Annotated in this window: 14 protein-coding genes; 4 read left to right on the forward strand and 10 right to left on the reverse strand. The window is 73.0% G+C overall.

Going from position 1 to position 18,134, the window contains the following annotated elements; translation table 11 throughout:
• Positions 1-9: 9 nt before the first annotated feature.
• Positions 10-2,442 (reverse strand): non-reducing end alpha-L-arabinofuranosidase family hydrolase, encoded by a 2,433-nt coding sequence (locus tag BLW47_RS07770; protein WP_091553555.1) that lies wholly within the window; start codon positions 2,440-2,442, stop codon positions 10-12.
• A gap of 581 nt (positions 2,443-3,023) precedes the next feature.
• Here BLW47_RS07770 and BLW47_RS25555 point away from each other — a divergent pair.
• Positions 3,024-3,872 (forward strand): DUF2637 domain-containing protein, encoded by an 849-nt coding sequence (locus BLW47_RS25555; RefSeq protein ID WP_245736516.1) that lies wholly within the window; start codon positions 3,024-3,026, stop codon positions 3,870-3,872.
• Between the two features lie 27 nt (positions 3,873-3,899).
• Here BLW47_RS25555 and BLW47_RS07780 read toward each other — a convergent pair whose 3' ends face one another.
• Positions 3,900-5,120, reverse strand: coding sequence for a sensor histidine kinase (locus BLW47_RS07780; RefSeq protein ID WP_245736518.1), 1,221 nt, complete (start codon positions 5,118-5,120; stop codon positions 3,900-3,902).
• Entirely contained in the window at positions 5,117-5,803 is a 687-nt protein-coding gene (locus BLW47_RS07785; RefSeq protein ID WP_091553559.1) for a response regulator transcription factor, read from the reverse strand. The genes BLW47_RS07780 and BLW47_RS07785 overlap by 4 nt, the downstream gene beginning before the upstream one ends.
• Before the next feature lie 169 nt (positions 5,804-5,972).
• Here BLW47_RS07785 and BLW47_RS07790 point away from each other — a divergent pair, with 169 nt between their 5' ends.
• Positions 5,973-7,166: a C39 family peptidase gene (locus BLW47_RS07790; protein WP_091553563.1), complete on the forward strand. Its 1,194-nt coding sequence runs from the start codon at positions 5,973-5,975 to the stop codon at positions 7,164-7,166.
• Here the strand turns inward: BLW47_RS07790 and BLW47_RS07795 are convergent, their stop codons facing one another.
• From BLW47_RS07795 to BLW47_RS07815, 5 genes are all read right to left on the reverse strand, one after another.
• A complete protein-coding gene (locus tag BLW47_RS07795) occupies positions 7,167-8,555 on the reverse strand; it encodes an outer membrane protein assembly factor BamB family protein (RefSeq protein ID WP_091553567.1) in 1,389 nt (462 codons plus the stop codon).
• An 11-nt stretch (positions 8,556-8,566) separates the two neighbouring features.
• Positions 8,567-10,501 (reverse strand): 1-deoxy-D-xylulose-5-phosphate synthase, encoded by a 1,935-nt coding sequence (gene dxs, locus BLW47_RS07800; protein WP_091553569.1) that lies wholly within the window; start codon positions 10,499-10,501, stop codon positions 8,567-8,569.
• A gap of 208 nt (positions 10,502-10,709) precedes the next feature.
• On the reverse strand, positions 10,710-11,882 hold the full coding sequence (locus tag BLW47_RS07805) for an anhydro-N-acetylmuramic acid kinase (RefSeq protein ID WP_091553572.1): 1,173 nt from the start codon (positions 11,880-11,882) through the stop codon (positions 10,710-10,712).
• A gap of 266 nt (positions 11,883-12,148) precedes the next feature.
• Positions 12,149-13,396: a class I SAM-dependent RNA methyltransferase gene (locus BLW47_RS07810; protein ID WP_091553576.1), complete on the reverse strand. Its 1,248-nt coding sequence runs from the start codon at positions 13,394-13,396 to the stop codon at positions 12,149-12,151.
• Positions 13,393-15,435, reverse strand: coding sequence for an APC family permease (locus tag BLW47_RS07815; RefSeq protein ID WP_091553579.1), 2,043 nt, complete (start codon positions 15,433-15,435; stop codon positions 13,393-13,395). The genes BLW47_RS07810 and BLW47_RS07815 overlap by 4 nt, the downstream gene beginning before the upstream one ends.
• Before the next feature lie 172 nt (positions 15,436-15,607).
• Here BLW47_RS07815 and BLW47_RS07820 point away from each other — a divergent pair, with 172 nt between their 5' ends.
• Positions 15,608-16,273, forward strand: coding sequence for a potassium channel family protein (locus BLW47_RS07820; protein ID WP_091553582.1), 666 nt, complete (start codon positions 15,608-15,610; stop codon positions 16,271-16,273).
• The gene (locus tag BLW47_RS07825; protein WP_175543560.1) at positions 16,270-16,971 is read left to right on the forward strand and encodes a potassium channel family protein; all 702 of its coding nucleotides are present in this window, start codon (positions 16,270-16,272) and stop codon (positions 16,969-16,971) included. Before BLW47_RS07820 ends, BLW47_RS07825 begins: the two co-directional genes overlap by 4 nt.
• Before the next feature lie 40 nt (positions 16,972-17,011).
• Here the strand turns inward: BLW47_RS07825 and BLW47_RS07830 are convergent, their stop codons facing one another.
• Both BLW47_RS07830 and BLW47_RS07835 read right to left on the reverse strand, forming a co-directional pair.
• Positions 17,012-17,716 carry a DUF3159 domain-containing protein gene (locus tag BLW47_RS07830; RefSeq protein WP_091553607.1) on the reverse strand — a complete coding sequence of 235 codons (705 nt, stop codon included), beginning with the start codon at positions 17,714-17,716 and terminating at the stop codon, positions 17,012-17,014.
• Complete coding sequence (locus tag BLW47_RS07835) at positions 17,716-18,096, reverse strand: OB-fold nucleic acid binding domain-containing protein (protein ID WP_091554607.1); 381 nt, start codon at positions 18,094-18,096, stop codon at positions 17,716-17,718. The genes BLW47_RS07830 and BLW47_RS07835 overlap by 1 nt, the downstream gene beginning before the upstream one ends.
• Positions 18,097-18,134: the final 38 nt, after the last annotated feature.

The raw sequence follows: 18,134 nt of genomic DNA on the forward strand, positions 1-18,134 counted from the left end.
GTCCGATCGTTAACGTTGCAGGGTGAGCAGGCCGGGTCGGTACGGCAGCAAGCCGTAGTCCCCGCCGGAGTTGGGCGACCGTCCCTGGTAGAGCAGTTGCAGATTGCAGGGGTCGACGGTCATGGTCTGGTCGGCGTTGGTGCGGATCAACTCGCCGTGGCTGATGTCGTTGGTCCAGGTGGCGCCGCTGTTGGCCTTGCCCGCGAACGGGTTGCTCTCGGACGTGGCCTGCGGGGTCCACGAGCCGCCCAGGCTGGTGGCCGTGAACGAACGGAAGTAGCGACCCTGGGAGCCGATCGCCTCGACGATCATCAGGTACTGGTTCTGGCCCCGCAGCTTGTAGACCTGCACGGCTTCGAACAGGTTGTTCGTCGAGTCGGTCATGATCGTGGTGTAGTTCGACCCGAAGCTGCCCGGGAAGTTGCCGATGGGCATGCTGGCCCGGTAGATGCGGCCGTTGTCCCCGGCGAAGAACAGGTACATGTTCTGGTCGTCACCGATGAGGGCTTGGTCGATGGGGCCGGTGGAGGAGTTGGAGATGCTGCCGGTGAACAGCGTCTGCGCCGCTGACCAGCCATTGGCGTTGGTGGGGTTGGTCGAGGTGCGGTACGAGAACGCGGGTCCACCCCACTGGTAGGCCAGCACCCAGACGTTCTTGGGGGCGAAGTAGAACAGCGAAGGCGCGACGGTCGCCGAGGACATCGCGTTCTGGCTGGCCGAGCCCATCTGGTTCCAGTCCGAGAAGAGGCCGAAGTTCATCGACCCCCACGTCGTTCCCGTGTCGTGCGTGGTGCCGTAGACCAGATGCTGGCCGTTGTACGGGGCGTAGGTGAAGTCCTTCAGCGACACCCACCCCGACCGCGGCTGGGCCAACGCTCCCGTCGAGCTCCAGCGGTACGACGACGGCAGACTGCACGTACCGCCCGGCGGCGGCGTCGGGGTCGTGGGCGGTGGGGTGGAACCGCCCAGCGGCACGAGGTTGAACTGCTGGTTGGTTTGTCCGTGGCAGTCGTACAGCTGGATCTGCGCTCCGTTGGCCGTGCTCCAGACGTCCAGGCATCGCCCGGACTGCACGCCGCTGATGGTGCCGTTGGAGTTGACGTTCCACTGCTGGTTGGTCTGACCGTGGCAGCTGTAGATCTGGATCGCCGCGCCGTTGCCGGAACCCGCCGCGTCCAGACACATGTCGCCGTACACCCGTAGCTGCTTGTCCGAGGTGTACGTCCAGGCCTGGTTGGACTGCTTGTTGCAGTCGTAGAGGGTCACCCGTGTGCCGTTGGCATGGGAAGCATTGGGTACGTCGACGCACCGACCCGACTGCACGCCCACGATCTCCGAGGCGGAGTTTGGTGGGACAGTCGGCGGCGTGGTGGGGGTGGGCCCCGGCGTGGTGGGCGTGGGCCCGGGGCCGGCGCTGTTCAGCGCGTCCAGCGTGGAGTTGTACGCGGCCTTCTTGTTGCCGTTGCACTCGAAGAGCAGCGGGGTGCCGCTGGAGCGCCACGAGTCGCAATCCCGCACGCCCCACACGGTGATGCCGTTGCAGCGGGCCACCGCCAGGCAGTCGTTGACCACGTTCCGGTACGTATTGGCCTGCGTGGTGCCGGAACCCTCGATGTCCAACTCGGTGATCTGCACATCGACGCCGAGCGCCGCGAAGCTGGACAGCGTGGTGCGGTAGTTGCTGTTGTACGGCGAGTTGGCGTTGAAGTGCGACTGGAACCCGACACAGTCGATCGGCACGCCACGCTGCTTGAAATCGCGCACCATGTTGTAGACCGCCTGGGTCTTGGCCCAGGTCCAGTTGTCGGTGTTGTAGTCGTTGTAGCAGAGCTTCGCGTTCGGGTCGGCCGCGTCGGCGGCCCGGAACGCGGCCTCGATCCAGTCGTTTCCGGTGCGCTGTAGGTTCGAGTCGCGCCGCGCACCGCTGTCGCCGTCGGCGAACGCCTCGTTCACCACATCCCAGGAGTAGATCTTGCCTCGGTAGTAGGTGGCCACCCGGGTGACGTGGTTGAGCATCGCGTTGCGCAGCGTGGTGCCGGACATGCTCTGCATCCAGCCCGGCTGCTGCGAGTGCCAGGCCAGCGTGTGCCCGCGCACCTTCCAGCCCCGGCTGGTGGCGTGGTTGACGATTCGGTCCGCGTTGCTGAACGTGAAGTTGTTCTGCTGCGGCTCGGTCGCGTCGATCTTCATCTCGTTCTCGGGCGTGACCGCGTTGAACTCGCGGTTCAGGATCGTGGTGTAGGCGCTGTCGCTGAGCCTGCTCGCGGCGACGGCGGCACCGAAGTACCGGCCGGACTGGGCCGCAGCCGCACCCAGGGTGGATTCGGCGGCCTGCGCGAGATTGGGAAGCAGGGACACGGTGAGCGCCGCGACGCCTGCGACGATCCCGAGAACCGACGGCGTTCGAAGTCGACGCCCGGGGGGACGGGTCCGGGAGACCATATTGATCCTCCAACGATTGCGATAGATGCGCTTTCTTCACAAGACGGGCAAACCGCGTTAACGGTGAGTGGCCGGGCCGCCACGACCGGCATGGATGGCAGTTAAGGGCGGCGGGCTTTCCAGTTGATCGAGGCACACCTCCGAGCGATCGGGGGTTGATCGTCGCGAGCAGGGACCACCACGGCCCGGGCGTGTGGTCTACGTCGAGGCGGCGCTGACGATGGGGCTTGGGGCGATCCATGGATATGGGCCCGGCGAGATTGTGTTAGCGCTCACATTCATGGACGTCTCTAGAGTTGCAAAGAGTTGCGGGATTATCAAGCGATAGTTTCCGGCTCACGACCGATAGTTTCGGTGTCGTTACAGATGGCGGCCCCGAAGCCGACGGCCCGCCGGGTTTCCCCTCCGGCAGCCGCAGGAACCGCGGTCGGCGTCGCGGCCGCCGGCGCCGGTCGGCCACACCATTTCCGCGCCCGCACCAAGTAGGGTCGCTCCGCTGGCAGAAACCCCGCCCTTAGGAGGATCGGTCGCCGGACGCACGGCCGGCGTCACCGTGAGTACGACAAGGCAAGGAGCAACCGGTGCCCCTCACTCAGCTTCGCCGCGTCCGCTGGGCCGTCCGCGCGACCCTCGCCCTCGGGGTCGCCGCGTCGGTGGTCGCCAACATCCTGCACGCCCGGGACAACCCCATCAGCCAGGCGATCGCTGCGTGGCCGCCGCTGGCGCTGCTGCTGACCGTCGAGCTGATCTCACGGGTTCCGGTGCACCGGCGTCACCTGGCGGTCACCCGGTTCGTCGCGACCGCCACCATCGCCGGGATCGCCGCCTGGGTCTCGTACTGGCACATGGCCGGCGTGGCCGCGCGCTACGGCGAGACCGGCGCGTCGCCGTACCTGCTGCCGCTCTCCGTCGACGGGCTGATCGTGGTGGCGAGCATCTGTCTGGTGGAGCTGGGCGGCCGGATCGCCGCCGCCCAGGCGGAGAACCGGGCGGGCACGCCGGTCACGGCCGTGCAGGCGGAGAGCGGGACGGCCACGCCGGTCACGGCGACGGGCGGAGCCCCGGCCGCGGTCGTCCCGCCCGCGGCGACGCCCGAGCCGCTCCCGGCGGCCACCGCGCCGCCCGAGCCGCTCCCGGCGGCCACCGCGCCGCCGACGGAGCCGCCGCCGGCGACCACCACCACCGCGCGCGGCCCGCAGACCCGCGCGAAGGCCGCGGCGAGACCCGCGCGGGAGGCGAGCGGCGGCACCGCGAAGTCGGGCGGGGCGCGTCCGCGCCGCCCGGTCGCCGAGACCGCCGCGTTGGCGGCGGCGATCGAAGCGGAACGGCCGCACGCCACCGAGGCCGACGTGGCGCAGGAGTTGGGGATCACGCCGGCGCGGCTGCGGGCGGTACGGCGGCAGGCGCGCGAGCTGGACCTGGCGGCCTGACGCCGGCACGCCCGGCACGATCCGGGATCAAACCGGGTGGACAACTCCCGGATCGCCGGGAAGGGCCGGGGACGGGGGTGTGACCCGCGCGTCGGCGCGCGGCAGGGTGACGGTGACCTCGAGGCCACCGCCGGGCTGGGCGAGCGCGGTGACCGTACCGCCGTGGGCGTCGCAGACCGCCCGCACGATGGACAGTCCCAGCCCGGAGCCGCGCGCCCCGGTGCGCTCCCGGCCACCGCGCCGGAACGGCTCGAACAGCCCCGGCACGTCCGCCTGCTCCACCTCGAATCCGGTGTTGCCGACCACCAGCCACGCCTGCCCGGCGTCCACGCCGGTGCGTGCCCACAGCCGGCCGTGCAGGTGGTTGTAGCGCACCGCGTTCTCGATCAGGTTGCCGGCAAGGCGTTCCAGCAGGCCGGGGTCGCCGACCACGGGGGCCGGTTCCAGCGCGGTCGTCACGTCGAGCTTGAGCCGCTCGGTCTCGTGCCGCATCGCCGACAGCGCCGCGCAGACGCCGGTCGACAGGTCGGTCGGCACCTTGCGCACCAGCCGCAGCCCGGACTGCGCCTCGCTGCGCGCGAGCACCAGCAACGCGTCGACCAGGTTGTTGGCGCGCTCGGACGCGTCGCGCACGACCGTCGCCATCCGCCGGTACTCGGCCACGTCCGCCTCGTCGTCGGCCATCGTCACGTCGATCTCGGTCCGCATGACGGCGAGCGGGGTGCGCAGCTCGTGCGAGGCGTTGGCGACGAACCGTTTCTGCGCCTCGAACGCGGCGCCGATCCGGTCGAGCATCGCGTCGAACGTGCCGGCGAGTTCCGCGACCTCGTCGTCGGCTCCGGCGTACCGGATCCGCTCGTCGAGCGTCTCCTCGCCCAGCCGCCGCGCGGTCGCGGTGACCTGGTGCAGCGGCCGCAGCGCCCGGCCCGCCACGGCGTAGGCGCCGGCGACCCCGACGACGCTGATCGCGACGAGTGCGGCGAGGCCCTTGACGAGCAGCTCCCGCGACGCGGCGTCGACGACCTGCGTCTGCCACTGCCGCGCGTCCAGGGTGCGCCCGTCGGCGAGGACCACGGTGGTGCCGGGCCGCAGCTCGTCGGCGGGGCGCAGCGCGCCGTCGACGAGCAGCCAGGCCAGCACCACCAGGACCGCGCCGGCGCCGATCAGCAGCACGCCGTTGAGCAGGGTGAGCCGCAGCCGCAGTGTCGGGCGCAGCCGGGATCGTCGACGTCCCGGGTAGACGGTCACGGGGTCACCTGCCCGGGCTGGTAGGGGTCGGGCACCCGGTAACCGGCGCCGACCACCGTCTCGATCAGCGGCGGATCCCCGAGCTTCTTGCGCAGCGTCATCACGGTGACGCGCACGGTCGTGGTGAAGGGGTCCGTGTTCGCGTCCCAGACGCGTTCCAGCAGCTCCTCGCTGGAGACCACCGCGCCGCGCGCCTTCAGCAGCTCCTCCAGCACACCGAACTCCTTACGGGTGAGGTCGATCGGCGCCCCGGAGCGGGTCGCGATCCGCTTGGCGGGGTCGACGACGAGGTCGGCGACGGTGAGCACCGGCGGCGTCGCGGGGGTGGCCCGCCGGCCGAGCGCCCGGACCCGGGCCACGAGCTCGTCGAAGGCGAACGGCTTGGGCAGGTAGTCGTCGGCGCCGAGCTGCAGCCCCTCGACCCGGTCGGCGACCGTGCCGCTCGCGGTCAGCATCAGCACCCGGGTGAGCGCGCCGGAGCGGGCCAGCTCGGCACAGATCTGGTCGCCGTGCATGCCGGGCAGGTCACGGTCGAGCACGACCACGTCGTACCGGGTCACGAACGCCATCTCGTGCCCGGCGGAGCCGTCGTACGCAACGTCCACCGCCATGCCGTGCCGCCGCAGGCCCCGCGCGATCGCGTCGGCGAGATTGCGCTCGTCCTCGACCACCAGCACCCGCACCGCGGTCTCCTCCCGTCGACGTCACACCCTGCGCCGGCACGCGTTAAGCCGGCGTGAAACAACCTAGCGCCGCGCGCAGAACCGGCGTCCGCGGCCGGATCGTTGCAGGAAACCTTCTGGTACGGCATGCTTCGCGTCACCCTTTTTCCGCACTGGAGGGAGGCATGGGGTGCAGGCCGACTCCATCGTCGTCCGCGACATCGCGTACCGGGGATTCCGGAGCGCCGCCGAGTTCGGCGCCGGCGTCCTGACCGGCGTCGCGCTCTCGGGCGACGCCGTCGTGCTCGCCGCGCCGGCCGGGGCCCGCGACGACACCGACCCGCACACGGGCCGGACGGCGCGGTACGAGTTCGGCGCCTGGACCGCGCCGGTGGTCTCCCCCGGGTTCACGGCGAGCGAGGTGATCCCCTCCTGGACCGCGGACACCCCACCCGGCTGCTGGCTCCACATCGAGCTGCGCGGCAGCACGGCCGACGGCCGCGACACCCCCTGGTTCACCCTCGCGCGGTGGACCGCCGGCGACGGTCCGGTGGCCCGCACCTCGGTGCCCGGACAGTCGGGCCCGGCCGGTGCCGTCGCCGCCGACGTGCTCGTCGCCGGGCCGGGCCGGGCGCTGACGGCGTGGCAGCTACGGGTGACGCTGCTGCGCGCGGCGGGCAGCGCGGCGACGCCGGTGCTGCGTTCCGCGGGGGCGGTCGCCACCGGCGCGCCGCGCCCCGACGCCGCGCTGCCGAGCGCCCCCGAGACCGCGCACGGGGTCGTCCTCGACGTCCCGCCGTACTCGCAGAAGCTCCACATCGGGCACCACCCGCGGTGGGCGGGCGGCGGGCACGGCTGGTGCAGCCCGGCGTCGACCGCGATGGTGCTGCGGTTCTGGGGCGTCGGCCCCACCCCGGCCGACCACGCCTGGGTCGGCGCCGACCACACCGACCCGGACGTGGACCACGCGGCGCGGCACTGCTACGACCACGCGTACGGCGGCACCGGCAACTGGCCGTTCAACACGGCCTACGCCGGCCGGTACGGGCTGGACGGCTTCGTCACCCGGTTGCGGTCGCTCGTCGAGGCCGAACGCTTCATCGCGGCCGGTATTCCGCTGATCGTCTCGGCGTCGTACGTCCGGGGCGAGATTCCCGGCCTCGACTACGACACCGCCGGGCACCTCATGGTGCTCGTCGGGTTCACCGCGACCGGCGAACCGGTGCTCAACGACCCGGCCGCGCCGAGCAACGACCGGGTCCGCACCCCGGTGCCGCGCGCGGAGTTCGAACGGGCCTGGCTGGGCTCCAGCCGTGGACTCGTGTACGTGATCCGACCACCGCACGTGCCGCTGCCGCCGCCGGGGTCGCAGCCCAACTGGTAGTTACGCCGGCAGCCGCCACACCCCGACCGACGCGTCCCGACGCCGGCAGTGGAGCGTCGTCCCGTCCACCCCGCACCCGCCGCCGGCCGCGGAGACGCCGGTCAGCATCCCGAGCGTCCGGACGGTCAGCGTCGCCGGATCGAGGCGGGCGACCTGCGCACGCCCGGTCCGCGAGTCGATCCGCACCGCGAGCAGGTCGCCGCGCGGCCCCGGCCGGTCGGTCCACTGCCACGGGCCGAGCTCGCCGAGGATCTTGCCGGTCGCCGGGTCGACCACGGTGAGCACGCCGGACGCGTCCGGCAGCTCGCGACAGAGCCACGGGTTCCGGCATCCGGAGCCGGGATTCCAGGCGAGCATGCGCGCACCGATCCGGATGGGCGGCATGAGGTGGGCGTGGGACCAGCGGATCCGCCCGTCGCGCGGATCCAGCACCCGCAGGCCACCCTCGTCGAAATCCTGCACGCAGACGGCGTCGCCGCACGCGGACACATACGAGCGGCCGGACGCGTCCAGTGGCCTGGTCCAGCGCCGCTCCAGCCGGTCCAGCCCGTAGGCCGTGACCGTTCCCCGCTCGTCGTCGCGGAGCAGCAGCAGCCCGCCGGCGACGTCGACGCCGAGCAGCTGCGGGTCGACGCGCTCGCCCGGCAGCGCGACCGCGCGGACGGTGGTCCCGGTCTCCACGTCGTGCACCGCGAGCCGGTTCGGCGGCGCGATCGTGATCATCGCCCGCACCTGCTCGTCGTCGAAGTCGAACGCCACCCGGCCGCCCGCGGCGAGCGACCATCGGACCGCGCCGGTGCGCGGACTCAGCGCGGCGTACCGGGCCGCCGCGTCGGGCGCCGAGCGCGGACTGGACAGCCCCAGCAGCACGAGGCCGCCGGGGGTACGGCCTATCGCGTGTCCCGGGCGGCGCCACAGCGTCGTCCCGGAGCGCACGTCGAGCGCCGCCGTCGCGAACCCGGAATCGACGCCCGGCGTCGCCGCGGCGGTCATCACCAGCGTCTCCCCGACGATCCGGGAATCGATAGCGCCGGAGCCACGCACCCGGGCGACAGGCAGCGGCACCCGCCACAGCGGCCGGGCGTCGGGCAGCCGGTAGGCGGCGATCGACGGCTCGGCGACCATCCCGCTCGGGTCGACGCGCTCCGCCGGGTCGATGACGAAGAGACGGTCGCCGGCCGCGACCGTCTGCGCGCCCAGCCGGGCCGGGATCGTCGCCTCGGGCAGCGGGCCGGACCGTGGCCCGCCGCCGGCCATCGTCGCGAGCACGAGCGCGAACAGGCCGCCGGCGGTGAGCCACCGGTTGTCGGCCCGGCGACCGGGGCGGCGCCGCGGCCCCTCGGGCGGGAGGTCGTCCCGCCCGACCTCGCCGAGCTCGATGACGCCCACCGGCGTAACGGTCAGCGGCGGGCGTCGATCACCGACTCCACCGGGTCGTCCAGACCGGAGACCCAGCCGGTGATGTCCCGGGCCACGTCCTGGGCGGTCAGCCGGAGGTCGGCGAGGATCTGCGTACGGGTGCCGTGCGGGTGCCAGTCCGCGGGCACGCCGAGGTCCCGCAGCGGCACCCGGACGTCGGCGTCGCGCAGCGCCTTGGCGAGCGCGTCCCCGACGCCGCCGTTGCGGACGCCGTCCTCGACGCTGACCACGAGTCGGTGCGCGGCGGCCATCGTCACCAGCTCGTCGGCGACCGGCCGGACCCAACGCGGGTCGACCACGGTGACGCCGTAGCCCTGCTCGGCGACCCGGCCCGCCACCTCGACCCCGAGGTGCGCGAACGCACCGGCCGCGACCAACAGCACGTCCTTGCGCGGCGACTCGGCGAGCACGTCCACCGGCCCGACCCGGCGCAGCGCCGGCAGGTCGGGCGCGACCGAACCGGTCGGGAAGCGCACGATCGTCGGCCCGTCCTCGACCGCGACGGCCTCGCGCAGCTCCTCGCGGAGCGTGGCGGCGTCCCGGGGCGCCGCGATGCGCAGCCCGGGGACGGCCCCGAAGACCGCCATGTCCCAGATGCCGTAGTGGCTCGGGCCGTCCGGACCGGTGATGCCGGCCCGGTCGAGCACGAAGGTCACCGGCAGCTTGTGCATCGCCACGTCGAGCAGCACCTGGTCGAAGGCGCGGTTGAGGAACGTCGCGTAGACCGCGACCACGGGGTGCAGGCCGCCCATCGCCAGGCCGGCCGCCGAGGTGGCGGCGTGCTGCTCGGCGATGCCGACGTCGTACACCCGCTCGGGGTACTTGCGGGCCAGCGACGCGATGCCGGTCGGCTCCGCCATCGCGGCGGTGATCCCGACCACGTCGGGGCGTTCGTCGGCGATCGCGACCAGCTCGTCGGCGAAGACGTGCGTCCACTTCACGGAGGGGGCGGCCAGCAGCTTGCCGGTCTCCACGTCGAAGGCGCTGCCCGGCCCGTGCAGGCAGTCCGCCTCGTCCTCCTCGGCCGGGCGGTAGCCGTACCCCTTGCGCGTGACGGCGTGCACGATCACCGGGCCGCCGAAGCCCTTGGCGCGGCGCAGCGCCGACTCGACCGCGGCCACGTCGTGGCCGTCGATCGGCCCGACGTACTTCAGGCCGAGGTCCTCGAACATCGTCTGCGGGGCGACCGCGTCCTTGATCCCCCTCTTGACCGCGTGCAGCACCTCGTAGACCGGCTTGCCCACCAGCGGCGTCGCGCCCAGCGACTCCTTCACGAGGTCGAGCACCTTCTCGTAGCCGGGGTTGAGCCGCAGCGTGGAGAGGTGGTCGGCGAGGCCGCCGATGGTCGGCGCGTAGGACCGGCCGTTGTCGTTGACGACGATGATCAGCGGGTTGCCGGCGCCGGCGATGTTGTTCAGCGCCTCCCAGCACATGCCGCCGGTCAGCGCGCCGTCGCCGACGACGGCGACCACCGCGCGGTCCTCGCCGCGCAGCGCGTACGCCTTGGCCAGCCCGTCGGCGTAGGAGAGCGCGGTCGAGGCGTGCGAGTTCTCGATCAGGTCGTGCTCGCTCTCCGCCCGGCTCGGGTAGCCCGAGAGGCCGCCCCGCTGGCGGAGCTGGTCGAAGCCCTCCTGCCGGCCGGTCACGATCTTGTGCACGTACGCCTGGTGACCGGTGTCGAACAGGAAGCGGTCCCGGGGCGAGTCGAAGACGCGGTGCATGGCCAGGGTGAGCTCGACGACACCGAGGTTGGGCCCGAGGTGCCCGCCCGTACGGGAGACCTTCGCCACCAGGAAGTCGCGGATCTCGGCGGCGAGCCGCGTCAGCTGCGCGACGGACATCCGCTTGACGTCCTGCGGGCCACGCACCGTCGCCAGCAGTCGACCGTCAGTGACCGATCCCTCGTCCAGACTCATGCGGCCACCTCGCTGCCCGTCGTGCCGGCCGCCGGGGTGAGCTGGCCGATCCGCTCGCTACGCTCGCTCATGACCGCCGAGTCTATCGGGACGGTCGCACCCCCGCCCCGGGCGAGAGCATCGCCTCACCGCGGCACCCCGGGCCGGTAATCGACGACGGTGCTCCCGCCCGGGATGATCGACGGCCCCGGCGGACGCCGGGCAACCGTCACCGGCCGACCCGCAGCCGCCGCGGCGGCGACGCGGCCCGCGGCGGCAGCCGCAGCGGGGCCGCCCCCGGCGTCCACGACCCGAGTACGGCGCCCGCCCGGGCCCCGGTCACCGACGGCAGCGCGCCGGGCAGCCCGTGCCAGGAGAGCCACCCGAGCAGCGCGAACGCGTACGCCTCCTTCGCCCGGGCCGGCACCCCCAGCTCGCCGGTGTCGCGCAGCCGCCAGCGCCCCGCGGCCAGCTCACGCAGCCGCGCCATCAGCACCGGGTTGCGCACCCCGCCGCCGGCGGCGATCACCTCGGTCACCCCGTGCCGTGCGCACTCCGCGGTGACGGTCCGGGCGGCGAGCTCGGTCAGCGTGGCGAGCACGTCGTCCGCGGGCGGCGCCCCGTCGAGCGCGTCGAGCCGGGCGTCGAGGTAGCCGTCGTGGAACAGTTCCTTCCCGGTGGACTTCGGCGCCGGTCGGGCGTAGAACGGCTCGGCGAGCAGCAACTCCAGCAGCGGCTCGTGCACCCGGCCCCGGGCGGCGTGCCGACCGTCCACATCGCACGGTTCACGATAGAAGCGTCGGGCGGCGGCGTCGAGCAGGGCGTTGGCCGGGCCGATGTCGTACCCGATCGGTGGGGCCGGCGGCGCGACCACGGTGAGGTTGGCGATCCCGCCGAGGTTGAGCGCCGCGCGCGGCGCCGGCCGGTCGCCACCGTCCCCGAGCAGCAGCGCGTCGAAGACCGGGACCAGCGGCGCGCCCTGACCGCCGGCCGCGATGTCCGCCGAGCGCAGGTCCGACAGCACGGGTACGCCGGTGCGCGCCGCGATCCAGGCCGGCGCGCCGAGCTGCAGGGTCCCGTGTGCCCGTCCGCCGGCGACCCAGTGGAAGACCGTCTGCCCGTGCGACACGATCAGATCGGCGCCGCCGGCCAGCTCGACGCCGACCGCGGCGGCGTCCGCGAACCGCTGCCCGAGCCGGGTGTCGAGCCGGCAGACCGCCTCGATCGTGGTGCCGGCCGGCGGGAGCAGGCCGGCGATCGCGCCCCGCAGCTCGTCGTCGTACGGCAGGCTCCGGTGCCCCAGCGGGGCCAGCCGGAGCGTGTCGCCGGCACGGTCGAACTCGGCCGCGGCCACGTCGACGCCGTCGTGGGAGGTGCCCGACATCAGACCGACGATCCGCACCCCGGTGACCCTAGCGCCGGGAACGGCTCGGCGGCCGGCCGCGTCGTCCCGCCGTTGAAGCGCAAGCGGCGCGGTCCACCGACGTTGTCGGTCGACGGCACCGACGCTGGATGAGGAATATGCCGGTCAGGCATATTTATTGACTCTCCGGTATATCCCTCATCCGCTCACGTGTCGGCGGCGACGCTCGACCAGCAGGCCCTCCGTCATCACCGTCCCGCGGTGTGCGGACCCCGACGGGCGCTCCGGTCACACCCGTCCCGCAGTCAGGACGGCGGGAGGAGCAGGCCCACGCACTCCAGGTGCTGGGTCATCGGGAAGCAGTCGTAGCCGCGCAGCGCCGCCAGCCGCCAGCCGGCCTCCCGGAAGGTGCGCACGTCGCGGGCGAACGCGGCCGGGTCGCAGGCGACGTATCCGACGGCCCGGGGCCGCGCGCCGACGAGCGCCCGCACCACCCGCGCCCCCGCACCGCTGCGCGGCGGGTCCAGCACCACCAGATCGACCGGTCCGGTGATCCGGCGGCGCTCCAGCGCGCTCTCCACCCGCGCCGCCACGATCTCCACCTGCGGCAGGTCCCGCAGGTTGTCGCGGGCCGCGGCCACGCCCAGCGGCGCCGACTCCACCAGCGTCACCCGGCCCGCCGGGCCGACCCGCCCGGCCAGCGCGGCCGCGAAGAGCCCCGCCCCGCCGTACAGGTCCCAGGCGGACTCCCCCTCGCGCGGCTCCACCAGCTCCAGCACGGCGTTGACCAGCGTGTCCGGCGCGGCCGGGTGCACCTGCCAGAACGCCTCCGCCGGCACGCGCCACCGGCGGCCGGCGGCACGCTCGCGGACCTCCTCGGGGCCGTCGACCGCGCTGACGGTCTCCCCGGAGACCGCCCGGACCGCGACGTCCCCGCCGGAGGACGCGACGGTCTCGACCGCGTCCCCGGTCGGCCAGCGCCGCCCGGTCGGCGGCAACACCGGCAGCTGCTGGATCGCCGGATGCGCGATCAGGCAACGGTCGATCGGGACCACCTCGTGCGAGCGGTGCTTGAGCAGCCCGGCCCGGCCGGCGGCGTCGATCGCGTACCGCACCCGCGAGCGCCAGCCCAACGGCCCGCCCGGCAGCGCCTCCACGCGTGGCGCCAGCGCCTCGATCTCGTCCGGCGCCAGCCCGCCCAGCCGCGCCAGCTGCTCCCGCAACACCGCGCTCTTCCAGTCCAGCTGCGCGGCCGGGGTCGCGTGCTGCAGGTCGCATCCGCCGCAGACGCCGGGCCGCGCGTACGGGCAGGGCGGGGTGACGCGGTCCGGTGACGCCTCGAGGATCTCGACCGCGTCGGCGCGCCGGTAAGCCCGGTGCACCTCGGTGATCTCGGCGACCACGCGTTCCCCCGGCAGCGCGTGCCGGACGAAGATGACGTGACCGTCGAGGCGGGCGACGCAGTGTCCGCCGTGCGCCACCGCGCCGACGGTCAACTCCACCCGCTCCGCCTCCTCCGGCGGGGCACCCGTGGCAGGTCCGGCGGCGGTCATGAGCGCGGCGCCGCGACGTCTTCGGCCGGCGGGGAGGCCGGCCGGCCGGGACCGAGCCCGGCGCGCGGTCCGCGCAACGGGCCCCGGCTGAGCGTCTCATCGAAGCGGTCCAGGTCCTTGTTCGCCGAGGAGGCGAGCTGCCAGGGCACGCTGGTCACCATCACGCCGGGCTCGAAGAGCAGCCGCCCCTTGAGCCGCAGCGCGCTCTGGTTGTGCAGCAGGTGCTCCCACCAGTGGCCCACCACGTACTCGGGAATGAAGATGGTGACCACGTCGCGGGGTGAGTCCCGGCGGATGGACGAGACGAAGTCGATGATCGGCCGGGTGATCTCCCGGTACGGCGAGTCGATGACCGTCAGCGGCACCGGCACCTGCCGGCGTTCCCACTCGGCCTGCACGGCGCGGGTGTCCTTGTCGTCCACGTTGACGGTCACCGCGGTGATGGTGTCCGGCCGGGTCGCCCGGGCGTACGCGACCGCGCGGAGCGTGGGCCGGTGCACCTTGCTGACCAGCACGACGGCGTGGTTGCGGGCCGGCAGCACGGGACGCCCCTCGGCCGGCTCCAGCTCCTCGGCGATCATGTCGTAGTGCCGGCGGATGCCGAGCATGATCAGGAAGATCACCGCCATCGCGACGATCGCGATCCAGGCGCCGAGCAGGAACTTGGTGATCAGGACCACGACCAGCACGGCGCCGGTGAGGGCCATGCCGAAGGTGTTGATCGCGCGGGACCGGTACATCCGCCGCCGGGCCGCCGGGTCGCGCTCGGTGCGCAGCGCCCGGTTCCAGTGCCGGATCATGCCGGCCTGGGAAAGCGTGAACGAGACGAAGACGCCGACGATGTAGAGCTGGATGAGCCGGGTCACCTCGGCCTGGAACGACGCGATCAGCACCATCGCGGCGAGCGCCAGCAGCACGATGCCGTTGGAGAAGGCGAGGCGGTCGCCGCGGGTGTGCAGCTGGCGGGGCAGGTAGCGGTCCTGGGCGAGGATCGAGCCGAGGACCGGGAAGCCGTTGAAGGCGGTGTTGGCGGCCAGGAAGAGGATCAACGCGGTCATCGCGGCGACGACGTAGAGCAGCAGTCCGTGGCCGAAGACCGCCTCACCGAGCTGGGTGGTCACGGTCTTCTGCACATAGCCGGCCGGTCCGGAGACGATCTGCCGGACGGGGTCCTCCATGAACTGCAGGTGGGTGAGGCGGGCGAGCCAGATGATGCCGACCAGCATGGTGATCGCGATCGTGCCGAGCAGCAGCAGCGAGGTGGCCGCGTTGCGGCTCTTCGGCGGCTTGAACGCGGGCACGCCGTTGGAGATCGCTTCGACGCCGGTGAGCGCGGCGCAGCCGGAGGAGAAGCTGCGCAGCAGCAGGAAGGCGAGCGCGGCGCCGGTGACGCTGTGCTCGGCCTGGATGACGAGATCGGCGCTGGGGGCGCGGAGTTCGTGACCGAGCACGAAGATCCGCACCAGACCGGTGACGACCATGCCGATGATGACGATCATGAAGCCGTACGTCGGGATGGCGAACGCCGTCCCGGACTCCCGCAGGCCGCGCAGGTTCACCGCGGTCAGCACCGCCACCGCGGTCACGGCGATCAGCACCTTGTGGGTCGCCACGAACGGCACCACCGAGCCGAGGTTGGCCACGCCGGACGAGACCGACACCGCGACCGTCAGCACGTAGTCCACCATCAGCGCGCTCGCCACCCCGACCCCGAACTTCGGGCCGAGGTTGACCGTGGCGACCTCGTAGTCGCCGCCCCCGGACGGGTAGGCGTGCACGTTCTGCCGGTAGCTGGCGACCACGGTGAGCATCACCACGACGACCGCCAGGGCCACCCACGGGGAGAAGAGGAAAGCGGAGGCGCCGGCGATCGACAGCGTCAGCAGGATCTCGTCCGGCGCGTACGCGACGCTGGAGAGCGCGTCGGAGGCGAAGACCGGCAACGCGATCCGCTTGGGCAACAGCGTGTGCTCGAGCTTGTCGGAGCGGAAAGGCCGGCCCAGGAGCAGCCGCTTGACGAGAGAGGTGGGTCTGGCCACAAGGGGTAAGAGTACGACCGGCGCACCCCTGCCGCCCCGCGGAGCCGCCCGACGCGGCCCTGTGACGCGCGGTACCGTCCTACGGCACCGGCGTGCGTGCTCGTGGCACGCTGGCGGTGCGTGCGTCCGGGGTGGACGCGCGGTTGGCGGTCACGCTGCGGGAGGGGCGACGGTGCACGTCGTGATCATGGGGTGCGGGCGGGTCGGCTCCACGCTCGCGCACAATCTGGAGGCCCGGGGGCACTCGGTCGCCGTGATCGACCAGGACGCGGACGCGTTCCGTCGACTCAGCCCCGACTTCCGCGGCGTCACGGTCACCGGGACGGGTTACGACCGCGCGGTGCTGCAGCAGGCCGGCATCGAGCAGGCGGACGCCTTCGCCGCCGTCTCCAGCGGCGACAACTCCAACATCATCTCGGCCCGGCTGGCCCGGGAGACCTTCGGCGTCACCCGCGTCGCCGCCCGCATCTACGACCAGAAGCGCGCCGAGGTCTACGAGCGGCTCGGCATCCCCACCGTCGCCACGGTGCGGTGGACCGCCGACCGGATGTACCGGCACCTGGTCCCGGAGGGGCACGTGGAGATCTTCCGCGACCCGACCAGCACCGTCTCGATCATCGAGGTGCCGGTGCACAAGGACTGGATCGGGTGCGCGCTGCACCGGCTGGAGGACGCGACCGGGACCCGCGCGGCGTACGTGATGCGCTTCGGCGTCGGCACGCTGCCCACCGCCTCCACCGTCATCCAGGAGGGTGACCAGCTCTTCATGCTGGTCACCGACGACATCGCCCCGGCCGTCACCGCGGTGGCCGGCAATCCGCCGGAAGGAGCGCACTGACCATGCGGGTCGCCATCGCGGGCGCCGGGAACGTCGGACGTTCGATCGCGCAGGAGCTGATCGAGAACGGCCACCAGGTGATGCTGATCGAGCGGCAACCGAAGATGCTGCGCCCGGACCGGGTGCCGGCGGCGGAGTGGGTGCTCGCCGACGCGTGCGAGCTGGCCAGCCTCGAAGAGGCCGACGTGGCCAACTGCGAGGTGGTGGTCGCCGCCACCGGGGACGACAAGGTCAACCTGGTGGTGTCGCTGCTCGCCAAGACCGAGTTCAGCGTGCCGCGGGTGGTCGCGCGGGTGAACCGCGCCGAGAACGAGTGGCTCTTCACCGAGCAGTGGGGCGTCGACGTCGCGGTGAGCAAGCCGCGGGTGATGGCCGCCCTGGTCGAGGAGGCGGTCAGCGTCGGCGACCTGGTCCGGCTGATGACCTTCCGACAGGGCGAGGCGAACCTCGTCGAGATCACCCTGCCCCGGGAGGCGCCCTACGTCGGCCACGCGGTCAGCGCCGTGCCGCTCCCGCCGGACTCCGCGCTGGTGGCGATCGTGCGCGGCCGGCGGGTGCTGACCCCGACCCCGGACGACCCGCTGGAGGCCGGCGACGAGCTGGTCTTCGTCTGCACCGCCGAGGTGGAGGACGACGTGCGCGCGGTGATGCTCGGCGCGGACAGCGTGCAGCGGACCCGGGCGGCCAACGGGCGCTGACCGCGCGGCCGGGCCCGGCACCCGCCGAGCGCGCGCGGGCTCAGCCCTCGGCGGGCGCCGGGGCGGGCGTGATGACCGGGGTCGCCTCACGGTCGCGGGTCACCCGCCGCACGGTCCAGACCGTGAACGCCAGCAGCAGCGCGTACAGGGGCGTGCTCAGCACCAACCGGGCGACCCCGAGCGCGGTCTCCATGTCGGCGAGGTAGAGCGCCGCCTGCGCCGCGACCTTCGCCAGCCACACCACGCCCCAGAGCACGGTGAGCCGGTTGAACAGGCGGATCAGCGGCGGGTCGGTGCGCCAATCGGAGCGCCCGCCCGCGACGATCATCGACCAGATCCAGCCGACCATCGGCTGCCGGATCGCGACCGAGCCGAGCAGCGCGAGACCGTAGGCGACGCCGTAGAGGATGCCGGGCAGGTAGAAGTCCTTGGCGTCGCCACTGCGCCAGGCGATCAGCGCGCCCACGCCGACCCCGAACAGGCCGTTGACGGCGTGCCGGATCGGGCGCCGCTGGACCAACCGCAGCACACCGATTGCCAGCGCGGTCCCGACCGCCGCGATGACCGCCGGACGCAGCTCCGCAATCACGTTCACCAGCACGAAGACCACGACCGGGACGCTGGACTCGACGAGCCCGCGCACGCCGCCGAGCTGATCGGCGACCATCTCGGCCATGCTGGGCAGCGGCTCGTCCTCCTCGCCGCGGGCGTCGGTCGGGGCGGCGGGGTGCTCTCCGGTGCTCATCAGCGCGGCGCTTCCAGCTCGTAGTACGGATTATAGATGACCTTGCGATCGTCACGGAGCGCCACCCGGCCGCGGGCGGTCAGCTGCCGCCCGGGCTCGATGCCGGCGATGTGCCGGCGCCCCAGCCACACCAGGGTGACCACGTCGCTGCCGTCGTAGAGGTCGGCCTCCAACGTCGGCAGGTTGGTGCGCGGGGTGTAGACCACCGTGCGCAGCCGGCCGGAGACCGCGACCACCTGGCCGCGGCGGCACTGGTCCGCCAGCGTGCAGCCCTGCTCCGCGCTCTCGCGCTGCAACTCCGCCGCGTCGAGCTCCGCCTCGCTGGCGGTGAACCGCCGCAAAAGACGCCGCAGGGACGGACGGTTCTCGTCGGTCGCCATCACCGGGGTGTCACTCTCCTCAACGCGCCGCCCCGTGC

It is taken from the genome of Micromonospora pattaloongensis (assembly GCF_900107255.1).
GTDB lineage: Bacteria > Actinomycetota > Actinomycetes > Mycobacteriales > Micromonosporaceae > Micromonospora_I > Micromonospora_I pattaloongensis.

Bases quoted from the DNA above. Each gene is read 5' to 3' on its own strand.
- dxs (WP_091553569.1), bottom strand. From the start codon at position 10,501: ATGAGTCTGGACGAGGGATCGGTCACTGACGGTCGACTGCTGGCGACG.
- BLW47_RS07770 (WP_091553555.1), bottom strand. From the start codon at position 2,442: ATGGTCTCCCGGACCCGTCCCCCCGGGCGTCGACTTCGAACGCCGTCG.
- BLW47_RS07810 (WP_091553576.1), bottom strand. From the start codon at position 13,396: ATGACCGCCGCCGGACCTGCCACGGGTGCCCCGCCGGAGGAGGCGGAG.
- BLW47_RS07830 (WP_091553607.1), bottom strand. From the start codon at position 17,716: ATGAGCACCGGAGAGCACCCCGCCGCCCCGACCGACGCCCGCGGCGAG.
- BLW47_RS07835 (WP_091554607.1), bottom strand. From the start codon at position 18,096: ATGGCGACCGACGAGAACCGTCCGTCCCTGCGGCGTCTTTTGCGGCGG.